Source organism: Sphingobium scionense (genome assembly GCF_014197035.1).
Classification (GTDB): domain Bacteria; phylum Pseudomonadota; class Alphaproteobacteria; order Sphingomonadales; family Sphingomonadaceae; genus Sphingobium; species Sphingobium scionense.
In genome coordinates this window covers 48,222-63,530 of sequence record NZ_JACIEU010000026.1, presented here as the reverse complement: position 1 = coordinate 63,530, position 15,309 = coordinate 48,222, and the positions used below count along the sequence as shown (strand labels likewise).

The 15,309-nt window shown below is 64.6% G+C and carries 19 protein-coding genes; 2 read left to right on the top strand and 17 right to left on the bottom strand.

The window, feature by feature from the left end; translation table 11 throughout:
• The 13 genes from GGQ90_RS23040 to GGQ90_RS22985 all read right to left on the bottom strand — a co-directional run.
• On the bottom strand, nucleotides 1-1,025 hold a 1,025-nt coding region (locus tag GGQ90_RS23040), incomplete at its 3' end, for a hypothetical protein (RefSeq protein WP_188084075.1).
• 191 nt (nucleotides 1,026-1,216) lie between these two features.
• Nucleotides 1,217-1,618, bottom strand: a complete 402-nt coding sequence (locus GGQ90_RS23035) for a type II toxin-antitoxin system VapC family toxin (protein ID WP_048938827.1) — start codon at nucleotides 1,616-1,618, stop codon at nucleotides 1,217-1,219.
• Between the two features lie 3 nt (nucleotides 1,619-1,621).
• A complete protein-coding gene (locus GGQ90_RS23030) occupies nucleotides 1,622-1,855 on the bottom strand; it encodes an antitoxin (protein ID WP_010338822.1) in 234 nt (77 codons plus the stop codon).
• Nucleotides 1,856-1,890: 35 nt separating this feature from the next.
• The gene (locus tag GGQ90_RS23025) at nucleotides 1,891-2,694 is read right to left on the bottom strand and encodes a PRTRC system ThiF family protein (protein ID WP_159365882.1); all 804 of its coding nucleotides are present in this window, start codon (nucleotides 2,692-2,694) and stop codon (nucleotides 1,891-1,893) included.
• A complete protein-coding gene (locus GGQ90_RS23020) occupies nucleotides 2,684-3,343 on the bottom strand; it encodes a PRTRC system protein A (protein WP_159365881.1) in 660 nt (219 codons plus the stop codon). The genes GGQ90_RS23025 and GGQ90_RS23020 overlap by 11 nt, the downstream gene beginning before the upstream one ends.
• Entirely contained in the window at nucleotides 3,340-4,170 is an 831-nt protein-coding gene (locus GGQ90_RS23015) for a PRTRC system protein B (RefSeq protein ID WP_159365880.1), read from the bottom strand. The genes GGQ90_RS23020 and GGQ90_RS23015 overlap by 4 nt, the downstream gene beginning before the upstream one ends.
• Nucleotides 4,119-5,150 (bottom strand): hypothetical protein, encoded by a 1,032-nt coding sequence (locus GGQ90_RS23010; RefSeq protein WP_234893141.1) that lies wholly within the window; start codon nucleotides 5,148-5,150, stop codon nucleotides 4,119-4,121. Before GGQ90_RS23010 ends, GGQ90_RS23015 begins: the two co-directional genes overlap by 52 nt.
• Entirely contained in the window at nucleotides 5,143-5,370 is a 228-nt protein-coding gene (locus GGQ90_RS29425) for a hypothetical protein (protein WP_169860753.1), read from the bottom strand. The genes GGQ90_RS23010 and GGQ90_RS29425 overlap by 8 nt, the downstream gene beginning before the upstream one ends.
• 11 nt (nucleotides 5,371-5,381) lie before the next feature.
• On the bottom strand, nucleotides 5,382-5,588 hold the full coding sequence (locus tag GGQ90_RS23005; protein WP_159365879.1) for a PRTRC system protein C: 207 nt from the start codon (nucleotides 5,586-5,588) through the stop codon (nucleotides 5,382-5,384).
• Nucleotides 5,589-5,642: 54 nt separating this feature from the next.
• Nucleotides 5,643-6,068 (bottom strand): PRTRC system protein E, encoded by a 426-nt coding sequence (locus GGQ90_RS23000; protein ID WP_159365878.1) that lies wholly within the window; start codon nucleotides 6,066-6,068, stop codon nucleotides 5,643-5,645.
• A 34-nt stretch (nucleotides 6,069-6,102) separates the two neighbouring features.
• Nucleotides 6,103-7,845 (bottom strand): PRTRC system ParB family protein, encoded by a 1,743-nt coding sequence (locus GGQ90_RS22995; protein WP_234893139.1) that lies wholly within the window; start codon nucleotides 7,843-7,845, stop codon nucleotides 6,103-6,105.
• Nucleotides 7,842-8,057, bottom strand: a complete 216-nt coding sequence (locus GGQ90_RS22990; protein ID WP_159365877.1) for a hypothetical protein — start codon at nucleotides 8,055-8,057, stop codon at nucleotides 7,842-7,844. The genes GGQ90_RS22995 and GGQ90_RS22990 overlap by 4 nt, the downstream gene beginning before the upstream one ends.
• 84 nt (nucleotides 8,058-8,141) lie before the next feature.
• Nucleotides 8,142-9,320, bottom strand: coding sequence for a DUF932 domain-containing protein (locus GGQ90_RS22985; RefSeq protein ID WP_425506122.1), 1,179 nt, complete (start codon nucleotides 9,318-9,320; stop codon nucleotides 8,142-8,144).
• Nucleotides 9,321-9,542: 222 nt separating this feature from the next.
• Here GGQ90_RS22985 and GGQ90_RS22980 point away from each other — a divergent pair, with 222 nt between their 5' ends.
• Entirely contained in the window at nucleotides 9,543-11,300 is a 1,758-nt protein-coding gene (locus tag GGQ90_RS22980; RefSeq protein ID WP_188084074.1) for an ABC transporter ATP-binding protein, read from the top strand.
• On the opposite strand, the gene GGQ90_RS22975 is transcribed toward GGQ90_RS22980, so the two are convergent.
• From GGQ90_RS22975 to GGQ90_RS22960, 4 genes are all read right to left on the bottom strand, one after another.
• A complete protein-coding gene (locus tag GGQ90_RS22975) occupies nucleotides 11,282-12,067 on the bottom strand; it encodes an N-6 DNA methylase (RefSeq protein ID WP_246428392.1) in 786 nt (261 codons plus the stop codon). The genes GGQ90_RS22980 and GGQ90_RS22975 overlap by 19 nt on opposite strands.
• Nucleotides 12,068-12,130: 63 nt before the next feature.
• Nucleotides 12,131-12,829, bottom strand: coding sequence for a hypothetical protein (locus GGQ90_RS22970; protein WP_159365873.1), 699 nt, complete (start codon nucleotides 12,827-12,829; stop codon nucleotides 12,131-12,133).
• 97 nt (nucleotides 12,830-12,926) lie between these two features.
• On the bottom strand, nucleotides 12,927-13,541 hold the full coding sequence (locus GGQ90_RS22965) for a hypothetical protein (RefSeq protein WP_159365872.1): 615 nt from the start codon (nucleotides 13,539-13,541) through the stop codon (nucleotides 12,927-12,929).
• Complete coding sequence (locus GGQ90_RS22960) at nucleotides 13,534-14,019, bottom strand: hypothetical protein (protein ID WP_159365871.1); 486 nt, start codon at nucleotides 14,017-14,019, stop codon at nucleotides 13,534-13,536. The genes GGQ90_RS22965 and GGQ90_RS22960 overlap by 8 nt, the downstream gene beginning before the upstream one ends.
• A gap of 192 nt (nucleotides 14,020-14,211) precedes the next feature.
• On the opposite strand from GGQ90_RS22960, the gene GGQ90_RS22955 reads away from it, so the two are divergent.
• A complete protein-coding gene (locus GGQ90_RS22955; protein ID WP_185706774.1) occupies nucleotides 14,212-15,282 on the top strand; it encodes a Ros/MucR family transcriptional regulator in 1,071 nt (356 codons plus the stop codon).
• Nucleotides 15,283-15,309: the final 27 nt, after the last annotated feature.

Sequence of the window (15,309 nt, the reverse complement as noted above, 5' to 3'; positions counted from 1 at the left end):
GCGCAATTTGCCGTGATCTTCGGCGAACGTTTCATCAGAGCCATGGCGGCCTGATGATCAACCGCCCGGCCGCACACGGAAATCCTGACAGTCCCCTGCTGGATCGCCGAATTACGCGTGCGCTCCATGGTCCGGCAGAGCGGAAGCATGCCGGCATGTCGGTCTATCCAGGCGAGATCTTCGCCATCGGCAATGATCAGCAGGTCGTCCGGTTCGATCCCGGCAAACAAGGCCCGTAACTGATCTGCTGGATTCCCGGTCTGGGCGGGCTCCGCACTGCGCCACGCACGAAAGCCCCGACCGACGTCGGCTATGATGATATGCGCCATTTCATGCCCGGGCTGTGTCTGGAGCATGGTCATCAAGCCTGCTGCGGCATTCGATGCAGTGGCAGCACCGATGATCACGGTGCGTTTCGACCATAATGCGGGACGCGGGGCGTCTGTCGGAGACGGCCAACTGCTCGGAGCCGGCCGTGAAACCAAAGCCTTTCCGGGAGCCGGGAATCGGTCCTCCTGTCGCATGGCAGCCGCGTAGGAACGCCTGGCAACGTCGAACAGATCTTCGAAACAACCACCGCCATCGCGGAACCCCTGGGCGTAAGCGGGCGAGGTTTCACCCGGTGGCGCCGAGAAATCGCGAGGTCCCCAGCCAGCCTCCGCCGCGTATCGACCCTGAGCATAGAGGACTGCAGCGTCCCAGTTATAGCCATGCTCGGCGCGTGCCTGGAGGATGGCCTGATCGAAGGGCCTGATCTGGCCGCTTGCTACGCGCTTCTCGATGCAGGCGAAGTTCGTGCGCTGTCTTTCGCGTTCGGCTTCCTCGCGGATGGCATCATTGAAGGGGCGGAGCGCGGCGACGCGCGCGCGGCTGCGCGCCATGCATTCATGCAGCGGTGCATCGGAAGGAAGGTCCGGATAGTCCTTCCATACCGATGCCAGTACCTCGGCATGCTCGGGACGGCGGCCATGGGCGATCCAGCACTGCCGGTCGGCGGGATCGAAGGTGGCAGGATCGGTCGTCACGCCGCAAGACCCGGCATCGATGAGGTGGCGAATGCTTCAGCCGCGCGCCAGGAATGGCAGGGCTGCCGACACTGACAGTACGAGGTGAGCATGGGGCGATCTCCCTGGGACCACCCTTCTGCCCTCCCCCTTCCCTTCTTCATGCTCGCTAACCACGAGAACCAGACCGGGAACGCCGTGCGAACCGGGCGTCAGGTGGTTCGGAGCCAGTTCACCAGTTGCAAGCCATCGACCCGCTCGAATTCGCGGATGTTGTCGGTAACGAGGGTCGCGCCGATTGCGAGCGCATGGGCGGCGATCAGCATGTCGTTAGCGCCAATCGGCGTGCCACGGCGCTCGAGGTCGGCACGCAGACGCCCATAGCAGGCGTCGGCATCGTCCTTGAGCGGCAGCACTGCAATGAGAGACAGCAAATCCTCGATCTTGCTTTTCAGGCGCGGCGATCCGCGCTTTTCTGCGCCATAGCGCAGTTCGCCGGCAACGATGATGCTGGTCGCAACCGCGTCCTCGCCGACGTCGGCGATAGCGTGGGCGACCATGCCATCGGGCTGTCGGATCAGGTCCGACAGGATATTCGTATCGAGCAGGAACATGGATCAGATGTCGACCGGTTCTGCTGGCAGGTCCTCGATCGGGCCGATCTCTTCATCGAGCGGTTCCCATGTCTTGAGAACGGCAAGCAGGGAGCGCGGCCGGGCGGGTTCGATGATCAGGCGCGAGCCTTCCTTGCGGATAATGGCGTCCTCGCCCGGAAGCTCGAACTCACGGGGAATGCGGACCGCCTGGCTGCGGCCGTTCTTGAACAGTTTGACGTGACGCTCGAGGTTCATGGCGACTCCTTAGCATATGACATAGCCTATACAGGCTACAAGTGCGAGATGTTTGCGTGTCCGGCCGCCGCAAGTGACGTGCCATTCGCGAAAGGAAGCGGGATCGGAACGGTCTGACCGCCGGCAAGATTGATGAATGCCCCGGCATGCCCGATCGAACCGCGCCCGAGAAGATCGAAAAGCAGCGCGAGCGCATGGCTTGCGACGACGCGGTTGACGAACAGTGACTGACGCTCGAGCGCCTCTGCGACCGAACAGGATGGCGCATCGTCTTCAGCCACGCTTTCGTCGGCGAGTTCCGGAAAGACTTCGAGCACGGTGGGAAGACGTGGGCGATCGCTGTGACTGGTGCGGCGCGGGCAGCCGATCAGGTACTGGCCGTCGCCGGCGCGGTTACCGAGGTCCATCCAGTAGAGGGGCGGATTTCTGCCGGTCTGCAGAGCCGCCCCCAGCGCCCGGCGGGCCGCAGCGGTATCGACGCAGCTGATGAGCATGTCGAAGCCGTCGATCCCGATCGCTTCAGGAGCGCGTCCGTGAACCGCTTCCCAGGCCAGGCCATGCGCGAGATTGATGCGCTCGGTCAGCGTACGCGCCTTGGAATGGCCGATATCGCAGCGGTAGAATGGCTGACGGCCAAGGTTCGCCTCGGTGACGATATCGTCGTCGACCACGGTGACGTCGAGCGAGCGCGAGGAGATCGCGCGCAGTGCGGTGTCGAGCGCGGCGAGACCCATCAACATCTGCGCCCCGTTCCCGCCACAGCCGACCAGCAGGATCGTGATCGCACGATCGTCAAAGACAGCAGGAAGATAGTGACGCCGGGCCTGATCAGTCTGCATCGGGAGCTCCTGCAAAGGGACAGCGCGGCAAGGGCAGGAACATGCCGCCCGCACAGAGCCGTGCCGCCATGGTGGGACCATCGGGATGGTCGAGACGTCCGAAGACGATCGCTATCTTGGTGGCATGGGCATCATCGGTATCATCGGTGGCGCTGAAGAATGCGCGGCCGCGCGCATGGCTGTGGATGTCACAGACCATGTGCCAGTCAGGCGGCAGCCTGGGCATGCGATAGACCAGTCGCGTCGGCGTCGCTTCATCGATAGCGGGGAACTCCACGGCAAATTCACGGGTCGCCTCGTTCCACAGGATGAATGCGGCGGCCTCGTCAGGAATCTTGCTACGCAGATGCCCCAGTACCTCGTCGTAAAAGGCGCGCGGAACGAGGCCGCAGCGTAGATCGGCCCGCGGTGCCCCGATGCTGCCATAAGGAACATAGGCGGCGATGGACGCCGCAACCGGCACGTCCAGCGCCAGCCACGGGCGACGCAGGATCAGCTTCACACCGTCATGGCCGATGGCGAGACCATGGCCGACGCGAGAAGCGCGCAGCGCCTCGATGGCGGGCGACCTTCCGAATGGCGGCACCGGATAGCAGGGCATGGCGTCAAGCACCGCCGCTGCCGTCGCATCATCGGCGAGCATCGTCATACACGGCCCCGCGCGATGAGCCGGCCTACCGTCACCGCGCAGGCGGCGGTCCTTCGCGGGCCTATCCCCTGCCCGGCCGCGCCGGCGCCGAAAGGCTTGAGACGGCTCACCGGAAACCGGCGCGCGCCGCGCGCCGCCAGATCGTCCCAGAGCCGCACCAGCCCGCCCTTCCCGCGTATCGTCCGATCCTGCCCGATATTGGGATGTGTCGACCAGGAGTCGAACAGCGCGCTTTCATAGGCGGGAATGGAGGCGATGCTGAGCGCCCTGGGTTTCGGGATGTTGCCCCAGCAGAGACGTCCGTCGACGAAGACGTTGAGGATCGGCGAGTGCAGAACCGGGGTCTCGGCGCCAGGGCGTTCATTTACCGGGAGGGCATAGACGCCAAGCCCATGGCGTGTGGCGATCAGGAGATGGGGTGGATAGGGAACCGGCAGCGTCGTTCGCGCAGCAAGCGCATGGAGATCGGCAGGAGGATCCGACAGCGCGAAATAGGCCGGGCGCACCTCAGCCGGCACCCACCAGGCCAGCATGTCGGGATGAGCGACCAGCACATGTTCGGGGAGAAGCTCGGGCTGGGCGGTACGGCCAAGCGCCTGTGACCACTGCCGCAGATGCGCGCGCGTCAGCGGGCTGCCGACCGCGATCGTCGGCCGGCCATCGCCATCGTGTTCCACGGCATGGATGCTGGCGAAGGCGGTGGTATCGCCCTGCGCGGTGCCATAGGGTTTGAGATACCGAGGCGCCTGGTTCGTATAGAGCAGGATGGCGTTCGTCAGGACGAGACCGCCACCGCTGGCTTCGAAGTGGGTGCTATGGTCGGACATGGGTGGCTCCTGGGCTTGGGGGGATCGAAGCGGATGAGGTTCTGGACCGCGAGCAGGAACTGTGCGCCGAGCCGCAGTGAGGCGAACCAGTCGTCGATGCAGGCCACATCCGGCAGCGGGCAGATACCGGCGATATCCGTGAACCCCATTTCCATGCCGCTGCGCATGACATCGTCGAGTTCGCGCGCAAACGGCACGAAGGGAACCAGCGTCAGCGGCGGCAACGAGGCGCATTCCTCGATACCGGGAAGATATGCGCTCGCGACCTCGAAATCGAAGTGCCAGGCGCCGGCTTCGGGCAAGAGTGTGCCAAGCACCTCCCGCGCAGTACGCATATCCGCCAGCTTGCGACGCAGGGCAGCGGGAAGCCGGCTCGGCGGCGCCGCGTTCGCTGCGATCATCCAGCCCGGGCGGCGCTCGTCGAGCTGCGAAGGGAGCATGTGGCCGTCGAGATCCTCGGCGTCCGCGCCGTGACATTCGATCAGGCTGCGGCGGGCCGCTTCGTCATCGATTTCCCCCTCCCAGTAGTACATGGACATCTCGTCGAAGAGATCCTGGTAGCTGAAGACCGGCAGTACGCGCCCCAGCGTCTGCTCGAGCGCCCGGTAGGCGGCGGCGCGCCAGGCGGTGGGCGCATCGCCGGTTTCGATCCATCCGAGATCAAGCTGTCCCATGCTGTCGCAGATGATGGCGATCGCGGGCGGCCCATCCGCCTCGCTGCCCAGGACGGCGATGCGCAGATCGACGATATCGATCGGGTTCAGGATTTCGCGCACGGCGGCATCGAACACCGCCTCGATGCGGCGGCGGGCTTCGAGCCGCGTACAGGCTCTCGCATCCTGTGCCTGGGACGCGGCCCAGCGCCCGATCACCCGGTGATGGGGGGCGAGCGGCGCGTCGAAGATCGCCGGGACATCGGGCGATAGCGCGACGGCCCTGCCCGCAAGATCATCCCCAGGATCACTGGCAAGATCAGCCAAGCGGCGGGAGGCGAAGTCCGGCCGGCGGCTGCAGCGGTTCGCGGGACTCGCCCGCCCCGCCCTGCGGGTCGACGACGATCCGTGCATGGAGGGCTCGGGCCCGGGGGCTGCAGGCGGGCGGGGTGAAGCCGGCAGTGTCGCCATCGTCCGTCTCGATCCAGTCCAGGAGGGTTTTGCGCAGCACCGGCGGGATGGTCGCGCCGCGGCGACGCGGCGCCATCGGCACCGGGATCAGCCCTTGGTGCCGACGGCGCGGCGATATTCGGTGACATGCGCGCCGCCCATGACCCCGGCATCGACCGTCTCGGCGTTGAGGATCGCCGGGTAGAGCGTCGCATGATAGGCGCGCAGCGCGGCCGGATCCTGCGCGAGATGCGGCGGCACCGGCAGGTCGATGCCGTCATAGCGAAAGGTTCGGGTGAGATGATCGATCTGCATGACTGTCTCCTGGGAGTGATCGGGAGCGATGGGGCGAGTTTTTCCTGCCGTGCGTCACCAGAGGCTGGCGGGCTCTTCGGGCTTGGCGCCGGTAGGCAGACTGCCGGCCGCCTGCGCTTTCGCGCCGGCGGTCGCCGGTTTCGGTGTCGGTGTCGGTGTCGCCGGCTTGGCCTTCGCGGCCGCGGCAGCGCGGGCGGCTTGCGTCGCCTGGCGCTGCTCTTCCAGCTGATCGGCGAGCGCCTTGCGACCCGCGATGAGCTGGCCGAGCGCGCCGTCCTCGCCCCGCGCAAGTTCGGCATCGATCTCGGCGGCGCTCGCGGTGAGCGCGATCGGCCGGAGTTCACCGGCTTCGGGCTTGTGGCCGCCGCCTTCGATCATGCGCGGGATGATGGTGAGCGTGACCATGCCCTCGGGGCCGGCGACAAGATCGCAGCCGAGCGAATAGCGGGCGAGCAGCGGGAGCAGGCTGGTTATCAGCATAGGGAGACATCCTTCTGGAAGAGCGTGGGTTCGTTCAGGCGGCGAGGTGCGTGATCGGAACCTCGCTCGTGGGTGCGACCGGGCGCGCAGGCGGCGACCCATATGCACCGTCGAGGGTCATGGCGCTCGGCAGACGGCCTGCCCACTCGAAGCCGAGCACATGGAGCATGCCGGTGATGAGATCGGTCTTCTTCTGGCCGAGCAGTTTTGCGAACGCCTTCTCGCCGATGTGCGTGATCAGCCCGCATTCGCGGGCGATGAACCTGAGTTCCTCCTTCGAGTAGCGTGCGAGGAAGGTCTTATCGACCTGCCAGGCGTCGCGCAGGTCGACGGCGAAAGCCCGCGCCAGGTCGGCGACATGATTGAAACTGGTGACATCCTTCGCATAGGCCGCGCCGATGGCGGACAGCACTGTCGCGGCCTGCGCTTGCGGCAGTGCTTGGATCTCCGCGATCTTCTCGCTGAAATCGAGATCGGGGAAGGACGCGCCGACCAGCAGCCCGGCACGCCCGCGCAATGTCTCCGCCTTGATCTGTGGGAGCGTGCCGGACATCGCGGCGACCAGGATCGTGGTCTGGGCATGGGCCGGATTAGCGGCGAGCGCGCGGGCGAGCGCGGTGCGCCAGGTCGCCTCGCGCAGTTCCCTGGTCCGGGTCGCGATCGACCGGGCGGTGACGGGGGACTTCGGCGTGTCCGGCTTCCTGGCGCCAGTATCGATCGGCGCTGTCGGTTTTCGGGCATCATTCGCAGAAGATGCGGCCTGTTCATCCCGGAGATGAAGGAAGGGCGCGCCGCTGTCCCCGGTGTCGTCATCCACGACACCGTCTTCGTCACCATCGGCAGCGATATCCGGATCGTCGATAGCGTCGATCTCGTCCTCGGCCTGCTTAGCGCCGGTATCGTCACCAGTGGTTTTCGCAGCCCGCGCAGCCTTTTCTGCGCATTCCTCCTGTTCGAAGCGGATCATTTCGGCGGCCTGGGTCTTGAGTTCGAAACACCCGGCATTGGTGCAATGCCCGTCCTCGATATGCGTCTCGAACAGCGCACGCTGCGCTGCGGAGTTGAACGGGCAGGCAAGGCACTCGCTCTTATCGAAGCAGGCATGGGCGAGATCCTGGGTGACCCGCATCAGCAGGTCGCGCGTCTTCCCGACGTCGAGACCGGAGGCAAGGATCGTCTCCAGCGCCTTCTCCTGCTTGTCGGCGGGAACGGCGGCGAGCAGTTCGGCATGTCCCAGCTTGATCCGGCGCTCGTCGAGCGCGTGCTTGACCGGCTCGCAGAGGCCCGCGAGCGCGAGGCGGCGATCGAGCTTGGTTTTGGACCACCCGAGCCGGCGAGCGGCTTCACCGCGATCGTCCTGGCAGGCGGCAAGAACGCGGACCGCCGCATCGGCCTGCTCGGTTTCCGAAGCATCGTCGCGCACGTCGTTCTCGTCGATCGCCGCCTCGAGGGCCTCCTGGTCGGTCATCTCGCGGATGATGACGGGGACTTCGCCCTCGGGCCCGAAGGCCTCGAGCGCCGCGCGGTAGCGGCGCCCCCCGGCGACGATGAGATAGCCATCGCCCGTCTCCCTGGCGGGACGAACCAGTATCGGCTGGAGCATTCCGCGCAGGCGCAGCGATGCCACGAGCTCTTCATGCTTTCGGCTGTCGAAATAGCGGCGCGGATTATATCCGGCGCTGATGCTGGCGAGCGGCAGCGTGGTGGCGGGCGGGGGCGATGCGGCGATCAGCGCGGAGATCCCCGTGCCGAGGCGGCGGGTACGAGCGCGGGTCATGAGCCGGGCCGCAGGGTGGCGGTGCGGCTGAGACCGGGAATGCGCGGGTCGTCATAGACGCTGTTCACCGACATCTGCAGCGCCTGCTGGCGGGCGCTGAACCAGGTCGAGGCGGTGACTGTGTAGCTCTGGGTGGCATAGTGCTCGCCGTCGCTGAAGAAGGCGACGTCCACGGTGAAATCGGAAAGGGGAACATCGGACTGGGCACGCATGGCCTTATCCTTTCATGAGCATAGCCGCCCCGGTCGAAGACCGGAGCGGGCGATGGCGGGGAAATTCGGATCGGGAAGTGCGCCTCAGAGCGCCTGTTCGAGCAGCTTTCGGGCCTTGCCTTCGAGTTCGAGGCGGCTGTCCTGATGCGGCCTCGTGCGGGCCAGCGCGGTGATGCCCTGCACGAAATCATAGACGCTCGTGGGCGGATGCCCTTCCTCGGCGAGGACCGTCTGGATGATCTTCGTCGTCTCGGTTTTCGAGAAGCCGCGCCGCCGCAGGAAGGCGTCGCGGTCCTCGTCCTTGCGCGCGACGATACGTTCGTGCGCGGCGTTGATGCCGGTGATGAAACGCTGCGGGGAGGAGTTCGCGAAGTGCTCGAGCGCCGGGGCGGCCTGGTGCGCGAAGCGGGCGCCGGCGAACTTCGAGTGGCGGATGTTCACTTCCTCGAAATTCTCCACGCCCCATAGGCACCGGTTCGCGCATACGCCCCGTAGATAGAATGTCGCGATGCCAAGGGTCTTGGAGCCGACCTCGGAATTCCAGGCATAGAACCCGCGAAAATAGAGGTCGGGATCACCATTCGGCAGTTTACCGGCCTCGATCGGATGCGTGTCGTCGACAAGGAATACGAAGACATCCCTGTCCGATGCGTAGAGTGTGGTTGTGTCTTTAGTAATATCGACATAGGGGTTATAGCGCATGCTTCCCCAATCGATATTTCCAGGGACTTTCCACCGTGTATCGCCGACGCCGTCCCCGGCGAATGCCATGATGGCCTGTATCAGTTCCCAGTCGTACACCCTGCCATACTGACTTCCGGTCGCAGCCCGCAGTTCTGTTCGGCCATCGTCGGTCTGCAATATTTTGACCTGTTCGCCTCTGTGGGTAAACAGTCCGTGCTGGAGATTGATACCGGCGAGCGCCGCGGGCAGCTGGCGCAGATAGGAGGCCGGGGCGCCGACGAGGCTCGCGACCTGGCCGAAGGACCAGTTGGTGGGTGTGAGTGGACGCTCGTCGCCAGGGGCGATCAGCGTGAGCCGTTCGGGAGCATCGCTTCTCGCCTCGACGCGGATCGCGCGGCTTTCGACAGTCCGGGTGGTCGAGCGATCGGCGCGGGCTCGCACGCTGTCGTAGAGGCTGGAGAGCGAGAGGAATTTCTCGTCGTCGGGCCTGGAGAACCATTCCGAGGACACGCGGCCACTGCGGCCGCCGCGCGAGACGTCGATGCGATAGGGAGCGGACGCGGGGGGCGTGTCGGTCATGCGGGCTATGCTCGCCATGGAAACCATCTCCTTGAGCTTGAGGGTAACGGGACGATCCACGTCTCCCGTCACCTTCCCGCACCCCCTTCCCCCCCCTTTCCGGGTCATGGGATCGCGCATTCCAAAGCGGCTGATTTGGCGCTAGGATAGCGGCCGCGTTCCAAATCCTCCTTCTGGCTCAACGATCGCCAGGAGGTCTGTGCAGTGACGACATTTGGTATATTGGCGCGGCTGACGCAGCTGATGCTGTCGGCGCGGCTGGGTGCAAGGCGAAGCCTGTTCGAGGCCTTCACCCTCGAAGCCCTCGTGATCGCGATGGGCGTTGCCGGACCCTACGCCCTCAAACTCCTGATCGACATGCTGGCAGCTTCCTCGGAATCGCGCCTGTATCTGTTCGTCACCGTGATGCTGTTCGTGGGATGCTGGGCAGGCGCATCGATCCTCGAAACCGCGAGGCTGTCGTGCACCGCGAAAATGGTCGATGCGCTGGCGCGGCATTACACCATCCGCGCGCTCGCCGCGGCCCTGCCCGAGATCACCGCGGCGCGCGACAGCCGCAGCGGCCGCGTTCCCGGCATGCTGGAGCGCCTGCCCTATAGCCTGACGCTGGTCGTCGAGGGTCTGATCTGGCGGCTCGGGCCGGTGATCCTCCAGGCTCTGGCCAGTCTCGTGGTGATCGCAGGCCTGATCCGGCCGCGTTATGTCCTGATCCTGGCGCTGACGCTGGTGGGTTTCCTCGCCGCGACCTGGCTCGGCGCCAGGCGTCACCGCGTTCATGCCGAGGCGACGAATACGGCGGCATCGCATGTCTCGCGCACCATCGGCGATATCCTGCGCAACGCCCGCCGCGTGGTGCTGAACGGCGCGCTCGACCGCGAGCTGCGGCATACCGGCGCTGCCCTCGGTTCGAAACGGTACGAGGCGGCCGGCATGTACCGTTCGCTCACGCTCATGGCCGCGCTGCAATTCTGCGTGGTCGGGCTCGGTCTCGTGGCGCTGCTGCTGCTTGCCGCTCTCGATGTCGGCCAGGGGCGCATGAGTGCGGGCGATTTCGTCCTGCTCCAGACATACGCCTTCCGGCTGACCGTGCCGCTCAGTTCGCTCGGGTATATCCTCGCGCAGGCTGGAGTGGCGATCGCCAATATTCGCGACGTCCTGAACTTTGCGACCATCGATACAGATAACAGCGCCCTGTCCCCTGGTCTTACAGCGTCGTCAGATCTTGTCGCCGAGAATGTAAGCTTCCGCTATGGCGAGGGCATGCCCGGCGTGGCCGGGATATCTGTGCATGTTCCGGCTGGTTCTTTCGTCGCGATCGTCGGTCCCAACGGTTCGGGCAAGTCCACGCTCGCCCAGCTTCTCGCAGGCGTGCTTACCCCCTCTTCCGGCAGGATCGCGGTGGGCGGGACAGATATCGCGACGATCCCCTGGGCGGATCGGCATCGCCATATCCTCTATGCGCCGCAGTTCATCGGCCTGTTCAACCGGTCGCTGCGCGAGAACATCCTCTATCCCCCGGCGAACCAGGCGATCGGCGATGTCGAGGAATTGCTGCACCTTTGGAGGTTTCACGAGCCCGGCAGGTCGATCGACTTCGAGATGGAACTCGGGGAACAGGGCGAGCGTCTTTCGGGAGGCCAGGTCCAGAAGCTGGAGCTCGCACGGCTGGCAGGCGTGGACGTGCCGGTGCTGATCCTCGATGAAAGCACCTCCGCGCTCGATCCGCGCAGCGAGGCGAACGCGATCGCGAAATTGCGGGGCAGAGCCGGCGGGGACACCACGCTCATCATGATCACCCATCGGCTGGCAACGGCGCAGGACGCGGACCAGATCCTGTTCATGGAGGGCGGACGATTGGTAGGCTTGGGGAAACATCGGGAGCTTATGGATCTTCACCGGTCATATCGGCAATTGTGGTTGGAGGAACGCTCGGCGAAGTTGCCTGATGGTCAATGGCCGGATCAGAAGAGGCTGAGTTGACGTGGTAGCGGCGCTGGTTTGTTGCAGTCGGGCGCAGGTTCGGTCTCACCGATTGAGTAGGCCGTTTTCGCAGCCAAAACAGGCGGAATCATTTCGTTGGGGGTCTTGTCCTGGGGCGCTGACGCGAGCCGGGCCGTCCAACCGCCAAGGATGTGGGCCGGTGTGAGCCACTGTTCGCGGAACTCACCGGAAAGGGTATTGCCGACGATCAGGCGCGCGGGAACGTGCAGCAGCGACAATTGCGCATAGGCCATGTGGACTGCGCGGGGATCGATATCGATCGCGGTCACATGGAGGTGGCGCTGGTAATTGATACCTTGCGATCGCAGGACGTCGGTAAGCGCGATGACCATGCTACCGGACCCGCATGCCGGCTCCATGGCGGTAAGATGTCCGCGAGTTTCTATGCTTTCCCGAAGGGTGGCGGGATTGCCGATCAGCATGGCCGCCATCGCTCTGCTGAGCGAATAGGGCGTGAAGAACTGGCCCTTCGCCTTGTTGTGCAATTCGAGATCATGGAACAGCGCGCCGAGCACATCGCCCATCCCCGCTTCCAGCGCGAGGGCGAGTTCGGCCATGACCCGTGGGAAACTTTCGACGACGTCGGCGCCGTAGCGCCCGATAATGTCGAGGTAACGGGCTTCGCGCCGCGCACGCTCGCGCAGATCGACGCTGTTGGCGATCGCGATCGCCATCGCCTCCGTGCAGTGCCCGAACACCGTGTAGATATCGTGGCGCGGCTGGCAGCGCTCGAGGAGCTTCCGCATGGCCTTGAGATGCGGGGCATGGGCTGCGGACCCATCCAGAGCAAACAATGAGGCGGCCATCGCTCAGGCCGCTGCTCGCCACTCGTACAGCAGATGGGCATCCGGGTCGTGATCCGAACCGATGGAAATGCGCACCAGCTTGCCGTCGCAGGCGAAGGCAGCGGCGCGTGGGAAATCGAGATGGCTCCTGCCTTCGAGGATCAGGTCGCCCGATCGTACCTTGGTGATCGTGCGGGTGGTTCCCAGCGATCGATGGCCCGCCGGCGCATCGATGAGTTTCAGGGTATCGCCCGGCTTCACCCGCTTCTTGAACGCGGCGAGCGACACCAGCGCTTCGACCGGATTTCTGGGACCGCGCCTCTTCGCGAGCGCCGCCCAATAGGCCCGCCCGATCCACGCTTCGCAGAAGAAAGAGCAACTGTGAAATCCCTGCAGCGCATTGGCGCACGTGAAACCGAACCGCTCCATCTGGTCGCGCACATCGACGATGAACGCGTTCTGCCTATCGCGGTCGGTAAGGTCGGCAGGCGTATCTAGGATTTCTGCGGTGACCTTCCGGCCGCCCGCAAATTTACTCGTGCTGATCGCGAAGCGCGTGAGGATGAACTGATCAGCGAGATGCCGTCCCATCCGTGACGCAAGGGAAGGCAGATCCTCCCCCGAGCGGTACAGATCGCCCTGGTACTGGAAATTGCCGCGTTCGTCGTAATCGGTCTGGCTATACAGGCGCGCGGGCGCACCCGGCGCGGTGACGTCGGTCATGGGTCTATCCTTGTTTTGCGGAAGAAGGTCGCGACGGGACGCGGCGGCGTCTCGCCGACCGCCGTTTCACGGCATGTAGATGCCGAAGGGATTAGGTTTAAGGTGCCGCACCGGCCGAGCTTTGCCGTACGGCGATCCAGTCGAGATAGCCGAGACGGGTCGCGTCATTGGCGACTTCGGTTCTCCAGTCGGACACGGGATGGAACGGGTGATCGCTCCAGGGATCGGCAGCGGGCTGCAGCGCTTTCGAAAGTCCCTCGGCAGTCTCGCTGAATTCGATCCGATCGGCAAAGATGGCGCACCATCCACCGCCCGTATCCTCGGGCCGGGGACGCGAAGACCCATAGCTCCACGTAAAGCCGATCGGCGCTTCGCCCAGCGTCTGCCGGCAGCAGCGCTGGATCAACGCGGCTATGGCGTCGGGTTTAAAATCGCTGTCACCATAGATCGACACCCTGCACGGATCGGCTCCGGTGACCCGGAGCTCGGCGCTGAACTGGGGAAACCGCGGATCGTCGAAGATCGCGAGCAGGCCATTGAAAGGGTTGCCCAGTTCGACCGGCGGGAAAGCCGCGAGGAATTCTGCGCTCGGGTTGCCTGGTGCCAGCTCGTCGTCGAGGTCAGCGGCATGCTGCCATGCCTCTTCGATCAGCGCGGCTTCCTTCGCCGTGCAAATGAATGCGACCGAGCCCTGAACATGGTGATCAGCCATGGGGGATCTCCGAGATGACGACATCGGTGGGCTCGTCGTCCACGATCAGCAGGGCAGGCGGATTCCTGCGCGCACGCTGGTAGTCCGCTTCGATTGTTTCGATGCTTCCCAGTTCCCGGATGCGTTCGATGGAGAAGACCTGCTCGTCTTCCTCGGTCGTCAGAAATTGCTGTGGTTCGCCGTTACCCGTGTAAACGATGCGAACCGACGGGAAGCTTCCAGGAGAAGCGCCAGACCAGCGAATATAGTGGAGACCGTGCCGGCGACAAATTTCCTCGATCTCTTCGAAACAGCCGTTGGCGACATCATGATCCATGAGCGCGAGTGGCTTGCCGACCGGGATATCGTCGGGATCGAACGGCGTGCCGTCCCAATCGACCGCCGGATTATCGGCTCTGATCGCGTTGATCAGTTCGGGGTAGCAGGACCGGGCTAGTCTGCCGCCGATCAGGATGTGCGCGGATACGCAGTTCGCCATGTTGCACCTCATGGAATAGCGAGACCTCGAACTGGTCTTCTGCTCTACTCCTCCCCCTCCCCTTTCCGCGGACTGACGGGCTTGTTTCACTGACGACTTGCATGAGGCGTGGGAACAGGCTTAGCTTTCCGGCAATTCTTTTTCGGCAAGAGCCAACTTCCCTATTGCCTTGCCTTAGCCTGGAGTTTTTGCGTGGCCGATACCGAGCAGCCCGATCTCACTGCAATGACCGTGCAGTTACTGAGCGCCTATTTCTCGAACAACCAGGTGCCGGCCGGCGACATCGCCGGGATCATCGAAGCGACACGCGGCGCCCTCGAAGGAAAGGCCGAAGCCGAAGCGCCCGCGCCGGTGGAGCATGTTCCTGCCGTATCGGTGCGCAAGAGCCTGGCCTCGCGCGAGCACATCATCAGCATGATCGACGGCAAGCCATACAAGACGCTGAAACGGCATCTGGCGACCAACGGGCTGACCCCGGCCGAGTATCGCGAGCGCTACAAGCTCCCGCGGGACTATCCGATGGTGGCTCCCGCCTATTCCGAGCACCGCCGTGCTGTCGCTGCTAAGCTGGGCCTGGGAAGAAAGGCTGGCGAAACGGCACAGAAGGAAGCGTCCGTCACCGAACAGGCCGTACAGGAGGCAGCGCCGACGCCGGCCCCGGTGAAGGAACAGAAGCCGAAACGCGCGCCCGGCAAGGCCAGCGCGGTAAAGCAGGGTGACGAGGCCCTTGGTGTTACATCCGGGCAAACGCCGGAATCAGCGCCTGCATCGGCGCCGGAAAAGCCCAAGCGCTCGCGCGCGAAAGGGGCTAACGCCAAGCCGACCATCGAGGCTCCCGTGATCGCCGTCGAGACGCCGGAAGCCGCACCCATGGCATCGGTCACACCGGCTGTCTCGGCTGCGGCCGCACCTGCGCCTGTGCCTGTGCCTGTGCCAGCACCCGCGCCCAGAAAGGCGAAGGGTGCAGCCACAAAGTCTGTCGCAAAGAAACCGGCGGCGAAGAAGGCATCCCCGAAAGCATCCAGCGGTGCGAAGAAGCCCGCCGCTGCCAAGGAAGCTGCCGCCCCGTCGACCACTCCGGAAACCCAGACTCCTGAAGCTGCGAAAATGGAATCGTCCACGCCTGCCCCCAAGAAGAAGAAGCTCGGGATCGTCACTGACGCTAAGTCCACCACATCGCCGAAAGCCAAGACTTCCAGCAAGCGTACGAATGCCGCCAAGAAAGATGCGGCCAAGGTTGATACACCGGCATCCGCAGAATGATTGGAGAGGGTGAAGTGCGATGCTGCC